Annotated in this window: 12 protein-coding genes and 1 pseudogene; 2 read left to right on the top strand and 11 right to left on the bottom strand. The window is 39.4% G+C overall.

What is annotated here, in order from left to right; genetic code table 11:
- Window positions 1-46 precede the first annotated feature (46 nt).
- Together SHEWMR4_RS06990 and SHEWMR4_RS06985 are read left to right on the top strand one after the other, a co-directional pair.
- On the top strand, window positions 47-505 hold the full coding sequence (locus SHEWMR4_RS06990; RefSeq protein WP_041409009.1) for a copper resistance protein NlpE: 459 nt from the start codon (window positions 47-49) through the stop codon (window positions 503-505).
- 90 nt (window positions 506-595) lie between these two features.
- A complete protein-coding gene (locus tag SHEWMR4_RS06985; protein WP_011622119.1) occupies window positions 596-1,246 on the top strand; it encodes a HutD family protein in 651 nt (216 codons plus the stop codon).
- A 175-nt stretch (window positions 1,247-1,421) separates the two neighbouring features.
- Here the strand turns inward: SHEWMR4_RS06985 and rfbB are convergent.
- From rfbB to SHEWMR4_RS06930, 11 genes and pseudogenes are all read right to left on the bottom strand, one after another.
- Window positions 1,422-2,440: pseudogene (gene rfbB / locus SHEWMR4_RS06980) on the bottom strand (dTDP-glucose 4,6-dehydratase).
- A 287-nt stretch (window positions 2,441-2,727) separates the two neighbouring features.
- Window positions 2,728-4,080, bottom strand: a complete 1,353-nt coding sequence (glmM, locus tag SHEWMR4_RS06975; RefSeq protein ID WP_011622118.1) for a phosphoglucosamine mutase — start codon at window positions 4,078-4,080, stop codon at window positions 2,728-2,730.
- Between the two features lie 72 nt (window positions 4,081-4,152).
- Window positions 4,153-5,214: a UDP-N-acetylglucosamine--undecaprenyl-phosphate N-acetylglucosaminephosphotransferase gene (gene wecA, locus SHEWMR4_RS06970; protein WP_011622117.1), complete on the bottom strand. Its 1,062-nt coding sequence runs from the start codon at window positions 5,212-5,214 to the stop codon at window positions 4,153-4,155.
- A 144-nt stretch (window positions 5,215-5,358) separates the two neighbouring features.
- Complete coding sequence (wecA, locus tag SHEWMR4_RS06965; RefSeq protein WP_011622116.1) at window positions 5,359-6,432, bottom strand: UDP-N-acetylglucosamine--undecaprenyl-phosphate N-acetylglucosaminephosphotransferase; 1,074 nt, start codon at window positions 6,430-6,432, stop codon at window positions 5,359-5,361.
- 202 nt (window positions 6,433-6,634) lie between these two features.
- A complete protein-coding gene (locus SHEWMR4_RS06960) occupies window positions 6,635-7,801 on the bottom strand; it encodes a nucleotide sugar dehydrogenase (RefSeq protein WP_011622115.1) in 1,167 nt (388 codons plus the stop codon).
- A gap of 31 nt (window positions 7,802-7,832) precedes the next feature.
- Window positions 7,833-9,251: a phosphomannomutase gene (locus SHEWMR4_RS06955; protein ID WP_011622114.1), complete on the bottom strand. Its 1,419-nt coding sequence runs from the start codon at window positions 9,249-9,251 to the stop codon at window positions 7,833-7,835.
- Between the two features lie 3 nt (window positions 9,252-9,254).
- Window positions 9,255-10,673, bottom strand: a complete 1,419-nt coding sequence (locus tag SHEWMR4_RS06950) for a mannose-1-phosphate guanylyltransferase/mannose-6-phosphate isomerase (RefSeq protein ID WP_011622113.1) — start codon at window positions 10,671-10,673, stop codon at window positions 9,255-9,257.
- A 146-nt stretch (window positions 10,674-10,819) separates the two neighbouring features.
- Window positions 10,820-11,830, bottom strand: coding sequence for a glycosyltransferase (locus tag SHEWMR4_RS06945; protein WP_011622112.1), 1,011 nt, complete (start codon window positions 11,828-11,830; stop codon window positions 10,820-10,822).
- Entirely contained in the window at window positions 11,827-12,909 is a 1,083-nt protein-coding gene (locus SHEWMR4_RS06940; RefSeq protein ID WP_041408733.1) for a glycosyltransferase, read from the bottom strand. The genes SHEWMR4_RS06945 and SHEWMR4_RS06940 overlap by 4 nt, the downstream gene beginning before the upstream one ends.
- 15 nt (window positions 12,910-12,924) lie before the next feature.
- A complete protein-coding gene (locus tag SHEWMR4_RS20715) occupies window positions 12,925-13,692 on the bottom strand; it encodes a glycosyltransferase family 2 protein (RefSeq protein ID WP_011622110.1) in 768 nt (255 codons plus the stop codon).
- Between the two features lie 41 nt (window positions 13,693-13,733).
- Window positions 13,734-14,738 (bottom strand): EpsG family protein, encoded by a 1,005-nt coding sequence (locus tag SHEWMR4_RS06930; protein ID WP_041408732.1) that lies wholly within the window; start codon window positions 14,736-14,738, stop codon window positions 13,734-13,736.
- Between the last annotated feature and the right edge of the window lie 299 nt (window positions 14,739-15,037).

Genomic DNA, 15,037 nt, shown 5'->3' with positions numbered 1-15,037 from the left:
GGTTATCATCACACGACAGCCAATTAATCAAACGGTTAAGATGAATATGAAACTTTCACAGATATCACTCGCCCTTCTCGCTTTAATGATTACCGCATGCAGTGAGCCAGCTAAGACAGTGGCTAATGAGCCTGTCGCTGCGCCACATCAAGATACGCAAACAAACCTACCACTTAGCGATACCAGCCAAAATGCGCTTGATTGGCCCGGAGTATATGAAGGCGTTATCCCCTGTGCAAGTTGCGAAGGGATCCAAACCACACTCACGCTCCAAGCGGATAATAGCTTTGAATTAAAGAGTATTTACTTGGGTAAAGATGAGTCCATCTTTAAAGTGGCAGGAAAATTTGACTGGGATAGCAATGGCTCAAAAATCACCTTATCCGATGGCACTAAATACTTGGTAGGGGAAAACCAACTGTTTATGTTAGATATGGAAGGTAATCGGGTAAGTGGCGAACTAGCAGAACATTACATTTTGAAGAAGAAAGAGATTCAGCTGTGAACGCAGTATGCAGCGATGCGCCACTGCATTATGCGCCGAAGTAGGTATCCTCTGTACTGAAACTATCCATAATCAAAAGAGAAGCTTAATTTGAATCCCAATATCCAGATCATCCGTTATGAAGAATGCGAATCGAGCTTATGGAAAAACGGTGGTGGCAGTACTAAGCAACTGTTGATATGGCCAAAGGGGGCAAATCTAAGCAACTTTGATTTTAGGATCAGCATCGCCACCATTTCGAGCGATGCTCCCTTCTCACTCTTCCACGGCATCGATAGACAGCTATGTATATTGGAAGGTGAAGGGGTAAGACTACACATCAAGGGGAATGATTTAGGACAATCGGATGAAATCGTTCTGCGCCCGAACGATCCTCCATTGTGCTTTAGCGGGGAAACTCAAATCGAGAGCAAGCTATTAGCTAATCAGATCTTAGACTTTAATGTGATGACGAGGCGCGGCAACTACACAGCAAGAATTGAGCGCATCGAGTGCAATGGCAAAGTCCAGATTGAAACCAAGGTGAACAGTGCTCACCAGCCCACGAATACCCAGCCTATCCATTTTTTGCTGCCGCTTGCGCCAATCAGCTGTATTTATCAAGGAGAGAAGATAGCACTGCAAAGTTACGATCTGTTGCAATTAGCAGAGACGAAAAATACTACTGTGGGATGCTTAACATTGATAAGCCGCCAAACAACGCAGCTGATACGCGTGTATATTGAAGCAACTCAGCCATAGATAGCTGAAACTCCAAGCTAAAAACTAATGCCTGAAGCCTGAATCGATAAAGTAGCATTAACGACACTTCCACTGAACTCAATTAGCACTAGATTAAATATGTTGGAGATTAAGGAATCACTGTAAAGTGAAATCAAAAGCAAGTGATTGTGCCAGTATTTGCCATTGCTGAAAGCTATTTCGCTTGCTGTGAAATCATCCACTCTACCGCCCTTCTAAGACCTGATTCAAACGACTCTAGCGGTTGCCAGCCCAATTCATGTTGAATTTTACTAGCATCAATCGCATAACGAATATCGTGTCCAGGGCGGTCAACAACATGCTCAATCAAAGCTGCAAAACCATCTCCTTTCATCGCACGTGATTGCGGATGAGTAGGTACTAACTCCTCAAGTAATAAGCAAATTTGCTTAACTACAGCGAGATTAGTTCGCTCACAGCAACCACCAATATTGTAGGTTTGTCCAAGCTGACCTTGTGTCGCCACTAAATAGAGCGCTTTTACATGGTCATCCACATACAACCAATCACGCACTTGTTGGCCATTGCCATAAATGGGCATCGATTTGCCTTGTAAGGCATGATTGACCATCAACGGGATCAGTTTCTCAGGGTATTGAAACGGACCATAGTTATTCGAGCAGTTAGTGATCACTATCGGTAAACCATAGGTTCGATGCCAAGCTCGAACTAAGTGATCCGCCGAAGCTTTACTCGCTGAATAAGGAGAGCTGGGATCGTAGGCTGAAGTCTCACTAAACAATCCAGTATCCGCGAGCGAGCCAAAAACCTCATCGGTTGAAACATGATGGAAGCGAAACTGTACTTTTTGCGAACTATCCAGTTGTGTCCAATAGCGACGAGCCGCCTCTAACAGAGTGAAAGTCCCCAAAATATTGTTTTGGATAAATCCCGCAGGGCCTTCAATAGAACGATCAACATGAGTTTCGGCGCGAGATGCATCACTATATTGGGCTTAAATTGCTCAAATAGAATATCTAGTCTCGCGCCATCACAGATATCAGCCTTCGCAAATTGGTAGCGTGGATGATTGCTAATACCAATTAAGGCATCGGGGTGGCTAGCATAGGTTAATTTATCAATATTGAGCACATGACAGTTTGTCGCTTGAATAAGCAGACGCACCAAAGCCGAACCGATAAACCCAGAACCACCTGTAACCAGAATTCGCATTATTTCTTCCAGACAACACAGCTTAGAAAACAACAAGAAATGGAGTATATCAGAAAGTAGAACAGGCTAGCGCCCTGCTAGAACGCTTTGCTTTTAGGTGCTAGGTGCTAGGTGCTAGGTGCTAGGTGCTAGGTGCTAGGTGCTAGGTGCTAGGTGCTAGGTGCTAGGTGCTAGGTGCTAGGTGCTACTAGAGCCTAAAACAGCACTTCTTGCAACACCTCTAGCTGCAGCCCTTTTGGCTGCATCCTAACAGTTGCGAAGCAACGCCCTAGATTCTATCTCCTCGCCTATGCCACTTTAACGGCCTGAGCGATATATTCAGCTTGTTGTTGAGTCAAGCTAATATCCGTTGACTCCACCATCACTCGGATTAAAGGCTCTGTTCCTGATTTTCGTAGCAATACACGACCTTGATTTCCTAATACTTCTTCAGCGGCTATCACTGCCTGTTTAACACTGTCTTTGCTTAAAATACTATCTGCGCAACCCGATGTTAAACGTACATTGATAAGCACCTGTGGTAATTTAGTCATCTCCGCTTTTAGTTCAGCTAAACGTTTGCCTGACTCTAGAACGGCTTTAAGTACCTGTAAAGAAGCCACTATACCATCCCCAGTAGAAGCATGTTTTAAACTCAAAATATGGCCAGAACCTTCACCACCCAACTGCCAACCTGTTTCTTTGAGTTGTTCAACAACATAGCGGTCACCAACTTTAGCTCGCACAAAGGGTATATCCATTCCTTTGAGTGCCAGTTCTAAACCAAGGTTTGACATTAACGTGCCAACTACCCCGCCCTGCATCTCACCTTTTTGATAAGCCGCTTGCGCCAAAATAAACAAAATCTCATCGCCATCAACCACATGACCATTATGGTCAACAAACATCACTCGGTCGGCATCACCATCGAGCGCAATACCTAAATCCGCTTCGTGGATCATCACCGCAGATTGCAAGCTATCTAAATGTGTCGCACCGCAATGATCGTTAATGTTCACGCCGTTGGGTTTGTCATTAATACTGATCACCTCAGCCCCTAACTCACGGTAAACGTTCGGTGCAATATGGTAGGCAGCGCCATGAGCACTATCGACAACAATCTTTAATCCCGCCAGGCTTAAATGATTAGGGAAGGTTCCCTTACAAAACTCAATATAACGACCCGCAGCATCATCAATACGGCGCACTTTGCCTAGCTTTTCAGAAGCAACACATTGCAACGCATTATGCTCCAGCGCTTGTTCTAACAGCGCTTCAATTTCAAGCTCTTGTGCATCATTTAGCTTGGTACCTGTGTTTGAAAAAAACTTAATACCGTTATCATAAAAAGGGTTATGGGAAGCACTGATCACCACGCCAGCGTCAGCTCTAAAGGTTGAAGCTAAATACGCCACAGCAGGCGTTGGCATCGGGCCAATCAAAGCCACATTTACACCAGCAGCAGAAAAACCCGCTTCCATTGCGGATTCCAGCATATAACCGCTAATTCGGGTATCTTTACCAATCAACACTTCTTTCGTGCCAGTAGATGCAAGTACCGTCCCAGCCGCCCAACCTAACCTCATCGCAAAGTCAGGAGTAATAGGAAATGTCCCTACCTTGCCGCGCACACCATCGGTACCAAAATACTTCCTAGACATATGAAATCCCTAATCAAATTAAAACAAAAAGCCAGCTTAAGTTAGCTGGCTTTTGCAAAAATAGTCTTACAATTATTCTTTTCTAAACCAAGTCAAAAGTTGCCACACATTAGCAAGCGCCCAATTGTAAGCCGCAAAAATAGCTAAAAAACTAACAAACATAATTGAGTCGGGAACTTGAGCCAAATCCGCGCCAACACCAATCACTGCCAGTAAAAGTGAAGCAAGCGATATCCTGATCAAAGTTTGCTTTCGATTATAACCCGCGCGCTCAAAAATATGATGCAAATGATCACGATCGGGTTTAAATGGCGACATACCTTTTTTAACTCTTCTGTACATAATCGCAGCCATATCCATTAACGGGATCGCGATAAGGTACAATGCCGTAACAGGAGAGAAAACTTGTCCTTGTTGTATATGATTACTATCAGCTTGCGTGCCCAATACCAATAACCAAACAACCGTTAAACCAATCAACATGCTGCCAGCATCACCCATGAAAATCTTATCGAAAGATGCGAATGGCCAACGCAAGTTAAACAGCAGGTATCCTATTATTGCCCCAATGAATAGTAAAGGAAGTACAAACCAACTATTACCAGCCCAATAGAACAAAAAAGCTAATGACGAAAAGGTAACAAGACTCAACATCCCTGCTAAGCCATCAATACCATCCACCATATTAAAGGCGTTAATAGCACCTATCACCGCAACAGTGGTTACAAAAATGCCAACATAGCCGAGTTTAAACTCAAAAAAGTACAAAATATGCCCAAATGTCGTAAGGTATAACCCTGCCCCAAAAATCAAAATAGAGGCTGTAATCACTTGGGCTGCTATCCGCACACGTACAGATAAATCATACTTATCATCAAGCACACCAAGAAAGAGGATTAACGCAGCGGAAATGAGATATAAATTAAAGATTTGGCTTTCAGGCAAAACAACACTCGACACTAGCAAGACACTACAATAAATAGAAACCCCACCAATCAGTGGGATTGCACCTTCATGCAACTTACGCTCGTTGGGCAAATCAACTAAACCAACACGCTGTGCGATAGGATTTAAGATCTTGATAGCGACACAAGTTAAACAAAAAACACTTAAAAGCGGTATGAGGTATTCCATCACTCTCTTCCTTAAGCCAAATACACCATGTTCAAAATGAGACTAATCACATTTTATTTCAAAAAAATGACACTGGATTATAGCAGTTGAATCGACACCGGATAAGCACCTAAAAGCTAAAAATCTAACAATTTCACTAACGTATTAAATTGATTTAAAAAACTTTACGTCTCTACGCAAAAATGCAGTAATACGCCAAATGTTATTCATTATCGTAAAATAACAAGCAAAAGTAGCCAAAAATGCATAAAACATAATATTTTCATCTATTTTAGCAAGCTCAGACCAAATACCAATGGCTGCCATAGTCCCTGCAGCTGTGCAAATCATCATAAGTGACATATGGGAGGTTAATCCAAGACGTTGACAAATATGGTGTAAATGCTCTCGGTCGGGTTTAAATGGCGATTGGCCTTTACGAATACGGCGGATCATGATGCACACCATATCCATCAGCGGTAAAGCAATTAGCCACAATGCGGTAACCGGGCGAATGGCGGTAGCTCGCTCACCCTGACTGGCCACAATCAGCAGCCAAATGACAGTAAAGCCGATAAAAATGCTCCCCGCATCGCCCATGAACACCTTAAAACGTCGCCCGAACGGAAAGCCTAAATTAAGCATGATGTAAGGCAGCATCGCTGTAACCAGCAAACCACAAAAAATAGCAAAACCATACATACCATGCAGATAAAATAAAATACCTAAGCCGCCAAAAGTGACAGACGCTAAACCGCCCAGCAAGCCGTCAATGCCATCGACCATATTAAAGGCATTTATCGCACCAATAACCGCAAAGATAGTCAGCAAAATACTAATAGGCTCGGGCAAATATATCGCCTCGCTGCCCATCAAGTAGCCTAAATTATATAAACTGCGCTCTCCTATCACGATCATTAACAGTGATATAAGCGCCTGAACCACTAGCCGAAGTTTAAAGCTAATATCGAAGCGGTCATCAATCGCACCAATAACCACAAGAATAAAGGCGCAGCTCGCATACAAAACCGGTTCAATTAACAGCGTTGGAATAAGCCACAACACCAACATCATGGTCATAAATACGCTCACCCCACCGACCAAGGGGATTTGGCCAGTATGGTGTTTACGCTCATTCGGTTTATCGACCAAACCAATTCGTTGAGCGACCTTGCGAAATACAAACAAACTGATAAAAGAAATTAGAAAAGTAAATAAAACAGCGATGTTTGCTGACATAACAAAACTCTAAAAAGCTGGGACTAGGGACTAGGGACTAAAAAGTCGGGAGCCTGGCCTATAAAGCGGAAACTAAGGAGTCGCGAGCCTGGAAAAAGGGACTAAAGCAGAGCGCTCGTATATTCGCAACTAGAACCTCGAAGCAGCGTTTACGCTGCGCTCTATAAGCCCGCAAAGCGGGCGCTCTGACCGCAGGCTTTCGTCAATCACTTCCAAACAAATCGCGCGTATAAACCTTATCCGCCACATCGGCTAACTCTTTAGCCATACGGTTAGACACAATCACATCGGCAACCGCTTTGAAAGCGGTCAAATCTGTCACAACACGAGAATGGAAAAACTCTTTCTCTTTAAGTACTGGCTCATACACAATGACCTCAATGCCTTTAGCTTTAAGGCGCTTCATAATGCCTTGAATGCTGGAGGCGCGAAAGTTATCCGAACCCGACTTCATAATTAGGCGATAAATCCCCACAACCTTAGGGTTGCGGCTTAAAATAGAGTCAGCAATAAAATCTTTACGGGTCGTGTTTGACTCAACGATAGCGCCAATAATGCTATTAGGTACATCTGCATAATTAGCCCGTAATTGCTTAGTATCTTTAGGTAAACAGTAACCACCATAACCAAAGGATGGATTATTGTAGTGATTACCAATACGTGGATCTAAACACACACCTTCGATTATTTGGCGCGAATCTAAACCATGAGTCTCAGCATAAGTATCAAGCTCATTAAAGTAAGCTACACGCATCGCAAGATAAGTATTAGAGAATAATTTAACCGCTTCGGCCTCGGTCGAATCAGTAAATAAAACTTCAATATCTTTTCTCACTGCGCCTTGCACTAATAAATCAGCAAATATTTTTGCGCGCTCGCTACGCTCACCGACAATAATCCGCGATGGATGCAAGTTATCGTAAAGCGCTTTCCCCTCACGCAAAAACTCTGGGGAGAATAAAATATTTTCGCACTGGAACTTTTGCTTAACCTTGGCGGTAAAACCAACCGGTACTGTGCTTTTAATCACCATCACCGCATTAGGGTTAATGGCTAACACATCTTGAATGACCGACTCAACAGTAGAAGTGTTAAAATAATTCGTTTTTGGATCGTAATCCGTTGGCGTAGCAATAATTACAAAATCAGCATCTTCATACGCCAGTTGTTTATCCAAGGTCGCGGTTAAATTAAGCTCGCGCTGCGCCAGATATTCTTCAATTTCAGCATCAACAATCGGTGATTTGCGAGCGTTAATTAACTCCACTTTACCCGCGATAACATCAACCGCAGTAACTTGATGGTACTGTGCCAAAAGCACAGCATTAGATAAACCTACATAACCTGTACCAGCAATAGCAATTTTCATTTTTAACTCATATACGTAAAAAGATGGCGACTTAAATATCGACTACACATCCCAAAATCAAGTTAACAAGCGAAATAGCCTTTTCGCTAGAATTTGACTCAACATAACAACGTAACTCAGGAGCGTTACCAGAAGGCCGTAAGTGGACAATATCACCATTTGTCAGTGTTATTCGAAGTCCATCAGTTGTATTAACTGATAACACCTCAAATTGGCCGAGCGATAATTTAGTTAGTAAGTCTTTTGGTGATGCAATGCCCTGTGCAATTAGCGCAAGACTTCGCTCCCTTGAAAAATTCTGGATTCGATCACTTGCCGTAAAAATTGGAGGGAGCTGTGCTACTAACTTAGAGATAGGGCCATTAGCAGCCATCGCTAACACAGCAAGAGCAGGAAGCAGAGCATCACGCGTAGGTAACGCACTTAATTTTACACCATTAACTTCGAGCTCTGAACCCAATAAAAATCCACCGTTGGCTTCAAAACCCGCTATGCATGAATACTGAGTCTGCAATGTAGTAAATGCTTCTATCACATAAGGAGAACCAATTTTAGTACGTAAAACTTGCTTAAAAGAGTTACTAGCTTCAACTGCAGAATTGCAACTGACAGGAATAGCAAGCGCTTCGACTCCTAAAAACTGAGCTGCGAGTAAGCATAAAATGTCACCACGAAGATAAGTACCTGTTTCATCAGATAACAACGGTCGATCACCATCACCATCAGTGGAAAAAACCGCATCTAATTGATACTCTTTTTGCCAACGCTGTGCCATTTCAATATCTTTCGAACTAACAGCTTCAGTATCTATTGGCACGAATTGATCGCTACGGCCAAGACTAACAACCTCAGCACCTAGCCTCTGAAATAACTTAGAATAGAGGTCGCGCCCAGCACTGGAATGCTCATAAATACCAATACGTTTACCCACTAATAAAGTAGGACTAAATAAATCAAGATAACGGCCAATGTAAGACGTTACAGCAACATCAGAAACGGCGGGTAAATCGCAAACCTCAGCCTGAATCAACTCAGAGTCAGCAGCGAGAATAGCTAACTCATCAGCTTTTGTGATTTCACCATCGGGGCGATAGAACTTAAGGCCGTTACGATCAAATGGAATATGGCTACCCGTAACCATAATGGCAGGAATGTTTTGCTGCAGAGCCATAAAAGCTAATGCAGGCGTTGGCACAACGCCAAAGTAAATGGGCTGCACGCCTAATGCTATCAAGGCGCTGGCACAAGCCTGTGCCATTGCATAGCTACTCGGCCGATTGTCAATCGCAATAGCAACACTATCAAATGTAAAATTCTGCTGCATCACGCCAACAAAGGCTTGAGTAAAAGCCATGCAAACCTGCGGCGTAAAGTGAGTGACTAACCCTCTGGCACCACTAGTACCAAAAGCAATAACACTTTCCGATAAAACTGAACTAGTGCTCGGCATAAACTACTTCCCTTCTACTCGTCCGTATCTATCTTCAAAACGAACAATATCATCTTCACCGAGGTACGAACCGGATTGCACTTCAATCAGCTCAAGATCAACTTTACCTGGATTTTCTAGCGCATGAATGACACCTACAGGTATATAAGTTGATTGATTTTCTGTTAACAGAATATCCTTATCACCGTTAGTCACTTTCGCCGTACCAGAAACAACAATCCAATGCTCCGCACGGTGATGGTGCATTTGTACCGATAACTTAGCGCCTGGTTTTACGGTAATACGCTTAACCTGAAAACGATCGCCATTATCGATAGAGTCATACTTACCCCAGGGGCGATATACCTCACGATGGAAAGTCACCTCGCTACGCTGCTCCGCTTTAAGCTGGCCGACAATCGCTTTTACATGTTGTGATTGATCTTTATGGGCAACTAATACCGCATCCTTAGTATTAACAATTACCAAGTCCTCAACACCCACAGTGGTGATAAGTTTATTGCCACCAAATACTAAAGTGTTTTTAGTATCAACAGCTTTAACATCGCCATTGAACACATTACCATCGGCATCTTTACCTGAGACTTCCCATAAAGCCGCAAAACCGCCTACATCGCTCCAACCTGCATCCATTGGCACTACCACAGCATCTTTAGTCTGCTCCATCACCGCATAGTCGATAGAATCATCTGGGCAAGCTTCAAAGGCAGCTTTATCAATGCGAATAAAATCGCTGTCATTATTTTGCACTTGCATAGCAAGCTCACAGGCAGCGTAGATATCGGGGCGATAAACTCTTAATTCGTCAAGATAACGGCTGGCTTTAAACAAAAACATGCCACTATTCCAGTAATAATCACCGCTTGAGACATACACTTCAGCAGTGGCTAAGTTAGGTTTTTCAACAAAGCAATCAACAACATAACCATGCTGACAAGCATCGCCACGCTTAATATAACCGTAACCCGTTTCAGGTTTATCACCCACAATACCAAAAGTGACTAGCTTACCCGTAGCAGCTAACTCAGCGGCCTTGCTAACCGACTGTTGAAATGCAGCAACATCTTCTATCACATGGTCAGCCGCTAACACCAATAATAAGGGGTCTTGTCCTAACTCAACCGCTTTAAAGGCCGCTAAAGCAATTGCAGGCGCGGTATTACGGCCAACAGGCTCTAACAAAATACCGTTATGTTTAACACCTAACAGCCTTACCTGCTCTGCCGCGATAAAGCGATGCTCTTCATTACAAATCAACATCGCAGGTGCATGCTCAATACCATTTAAGCGGCTGATGGTGTTTTGCAGCATAGTGGCGTTGCCAGAAAGCGATAAAAACTGTTTAGGAAAATTGCCACGTGAAAGCGGCCATAAACGAGTGCCGGAGCCTCCTGCCATAATAACAGGTAAAATATTTTTCATAAATTAGGTCAAATATTGAAGAATAATAAACACTCAATTTTGAAGTCAAAAGTTGATTTCAAAATGCAGAGCATGATACAAACTGATACACCCAAGAATAACCCACAACTACTAAAATCATACATAAAACATGACTTAAGGCAAATTTACTGTAAAATTTGCAAAAGTTTTAACTTAAAGTCGGAATCATTAACTGCAATACTTTGTGGATCATAGTTGACAGCCTCAGGAAGACCGCCACGATTAGCAACAATGACGGGGATTCCAAGAGTTTTAGATTCAACAGCAACACGCCCAAAGGCCTCGTGCCACTTTGAAGGAACTAAAACTACATCTGCATAAATGAATGGGTAGCAGTTATCTGAACTCCATCCCATGTGCTTGACATTTACTAAGTCAGACTTAAAGGAAGTATTTTTCCCAAATATATAAAATTGAATTTGTGGCAAATCTTTAGCTAATGACAAAAAAATATCAATACCTTTCAATGCTGAATCACCTATCAAAACAACGCCTTTTGTGCAATTAGTGGTCTTAGATAAAAGGTTATACTTATTTAACAAACCATCAACATCAACGTATGGATATACGACAGTTGATTTTACATTAAAAAGTCTTAATACTTCAGACTGGATAAACTTAGAATTTGAAATTAAATTATTAGCAAGATGAAGTGCTACATAGTTATCTCGACAATAAACTAACTGAAATAATTTCATAATCGAATCTTTTAAATTTTTAATGTAATATTTAGCACCAGCATGATAATTTCTAAAAATATTTAGTGAGGATTCATCTCGCAAATAATATGTTGAACTTATACCTTTAGAATTTGCATAAGATATAGCTATGGGAGCCCAAACTCCCTGAGTGATTATTTCATCAAATTCACCAGGTAAATTCTTTAAGAATTTCAAAAGCATCCTTTTATTATAAAAATACTCAAGATGCTCAAATCTTTCAAATTTTAAATAATCATTCACGTAGAACTGTGTATAAGGATGAAAACAATCAAGACTAAAACAAGAAGAATTCCGTTTTAAGTTTACAAAAGTAAAATAACAGTTATCACGCTTTTTTAACTCTTCCAACAAACTACGTTCAGCACCACCGAGGATATAAGGAAAGTTTTTACAAACCACAAGAATTCTTTTCAATTTAAAGTACCTTTATCTTGAAAACTTTGCAATAAAATCCTTTGACTAACTTCAAGAGTATTTGATTGCAGATAAACCTTTCTAGAATCTGATGGTTTATAAACACTTTCAGTCAATCGTTTTATTGAATTAATAAACTCATCTGCAGTATTACAACGAAAAACGGAAGAACATCCGGCAACATCGTAGCCTACAAGGCTTTCATCCGTTCCTAAAAAATACATATTAAACATAAAAGCTTCCGCCGTTTTTGTCTTCATCCCAGAGCCGTGAAATATAGGACTTATTACAATAGAGCTATCAACATAATATTCATCTACGTTATCAACCTCTCCTACTATCGTCACCCTTGGATGGTTTATTCCAAGAGAAGAGTCCATACCTTGACCTATAATCAGCAGTTCATTTTCAACTGAGTCTATAACATTATCTACAAACCACTTAATTCCGAATCGATTTGCATAAAAATTACTACCAATGAAAATTAATTTAGACAATGAAATTGGTTTAGTATTAAATAACATACCAGCACATCTATCCTTTAAGGGCAAAGGAATAATTGTAGCTTTAAGATCAGATGATTGAGTTGGATATAATTTATGAATATTTTTTATATCTCTATCATTCATAACTATAGTATTATCTGCATATTTTATTGACAAGTATTCATTGATGTATGTATTTAAGAGAAACAACACATGAATATATTCACCTGACTTAATTCTCTCTAAAGTATATTTAAACTCTACATTATGATGAAAAACAAATATTTTTGCGTTGGTTTTTTTAGCAATCAACCTAACCAACCAACCATATGTTGAACCATCGATCCAAACATGACTAAGGTTATTGGCGGATATCAAATTGACTATTTCGCGTTCTTGGGTGTAAGACAAACCAAAACCTCTAAGAATAAAAAGTGAAAAAAATCTATTCAAATTACTACTGTATGATGAAATTTCAAACTTCAATAACGATGAAAAATGTGTAAGTGACGAAAGCAACGACAAGAACTGATTAGAAACTACAGAACCACCATCTTTTTTCTTAGGGAACTTTGAAATATACAAAAGTTTCATACTGCCCTCCAAAAATTAAATATCATCATTCTTTAACCTGTAACTTAAATGTTTTCTCAAACCTAGAAAGACGTAAAAACAAACATATATAAGCGAGCTAAGAACAGTTTGATTGCCAACAACTCTTAAAACTTTATATTGTTTTTTTACTTCCACCAACTTATTAGATGAAATACTTTTATGGCCAATACGATAAAAGGCAAAATTACCCTCATACTTATTTGCTTGACCAAACTTTTTTGTTAAAAACAACCATGTTGCATAATCTTCTTTATCGATATTAGGCATAAAAAAATTGCCTGTAATTTCACGATCAATCATGACGGTCAAACAGCCTATTGGACATGAATATAATAATCGTTTAAAAGAGACACTTTTAGGAGTAAAAAAAGAACCCACAGGAAAATTAATTTGCTCTCTAAAAGTAGAATAATCACCATAACTAAAATAACTACCACTGGTACGCATATACGATATTTGTGTTAACAACTTACTCTGATGCCAAATATCATCACTATCTAAGAAGCAGACAAATCTTCCTTTAGCGATTTTTAGCCCAGTATTTCGTGCATACGAAGCTCCTGGAAAAGTTTTATTTTCAACAACAACCACTCGCGAATCTTTTATACTTTCAATAATATTTAATGTGCTATCAGTAGATCTATCATTGCATATTATTAATTCAAAATTAGAATATGATTGGTTTAGCACACTATTTACACTATCCATAATCGTAGCACTAGAATTGTGTGCAGGCATAATTATTGAAACCAAGTCTTTCAAAGCAATTCCTATATAAAACTATGTTATGAAGATAACCTTACTTATCTATTAAAAATAAATAAGTAAGGTATATTCGGATCTTTTATTGGATTTAATGTACCTAAATACAGTGAATAAATAAGTAATGGAAACAAAACTAAAAAACCGACTACACGCGCAATCTTTCTTGGGTTAAATATTTCAATATAGTAAGGCAACAATGGAATTAAAGCTGTTAAAAAATAAAGAGAGATTCTTGATGCATGACCATATTGAATTAATATCAAAAATAATATTACACCAAATGTAAAAGTATTAATTAAAAATTCAAAACACGGTTCTGACTTCACATTCCTTCTAAAAACCAGACAAAAAAACCAAATTCCTAGCAACAGAAAAGCTATTGCGTTTCCTCCTCCTACGACTTCATTTTGAATATAATATTTATAGTAATAATTGAAATAAACTTCTAATCCATAAAGAAAAAATTGTTTTAAGGCAAGTACTAAAAAGAAAAAAAGAAAATAAAACTTATTCGAAAAATTTTTACTAACAAATAAGAGGCAAACAAGTGATACTATTGCTGTAGGATGAAAAAGAGATGCAGCAAGAACAATTAAAATAAAAAAAACATATTGCTTATTTAAGATGCATTTGAAACCATAAAAAATTAACGATACAGCACAAAACTGCCTTACAATAGAAAGAGAGTTTAAATAAAAAATTGGAATCGAAATGAAAATCAATAAAGAAAAACACCAGTCCTTACTTAATTTTACAATACCAATTGTAAATAGAAAAATTATAAAAAATGAAGTAATAATGAAGTAAATTTCAGGTGTGTCTAATAAATAGCTTAAAGTGAAAAGAGTGTAATTTGCAATTTCGCTTGAGTAATGTTCAAAACTACCATTACTTATCATATTCCAATATGTCGCGTAATCGAATCCAACATCATATCTTATTGCTGAGAAAAAAAATAGAAAAAGAGAAGAAAGAGCAAATACAAGCCTACTTTTCACTATCAAGCTGAAGGTAAAGATTATAAGAATTACCCAAGGCAACATAAATATTCCTAAGTACTCATGCATAATTTACCGAAAATGGCAAAAAATGAATATAAAAAATTTTCAACTCACCTTCGTTATACACTTTTAGGCCAATGACTTAGACAGCTTATAGTGCAAACTTATTCGGATGTGTTACGGCACTTGGTAACAACTGTTACTAGCTAGTTTACTGTTATTGTTATAATCCAACCCAGTCAACGGGACATTCATCAAGCTCAAATGGAGATTGATGAATTGTCCGATAGACATTATCAATAAATCTAAAAAACTTAAATCTTGAATCTTGAATCTTGAAT

The sequence above is a fragment of the Shewanella sp. MR-4 genome (genome assembly GCF_000014685.1).
In the GTDB taxonomy this organism is placed as follows: domain Bacteria; phylum Pseudomonadota; class Gammaproteobacteria; order Enterobacterales; family Shewanellaceae; genus Shewanella.
The sequence above is the reverse complement of the archived record's forward strand: the minus strand, read 5'-3'. Positions and strand labels throughout refer to the sequence as shown.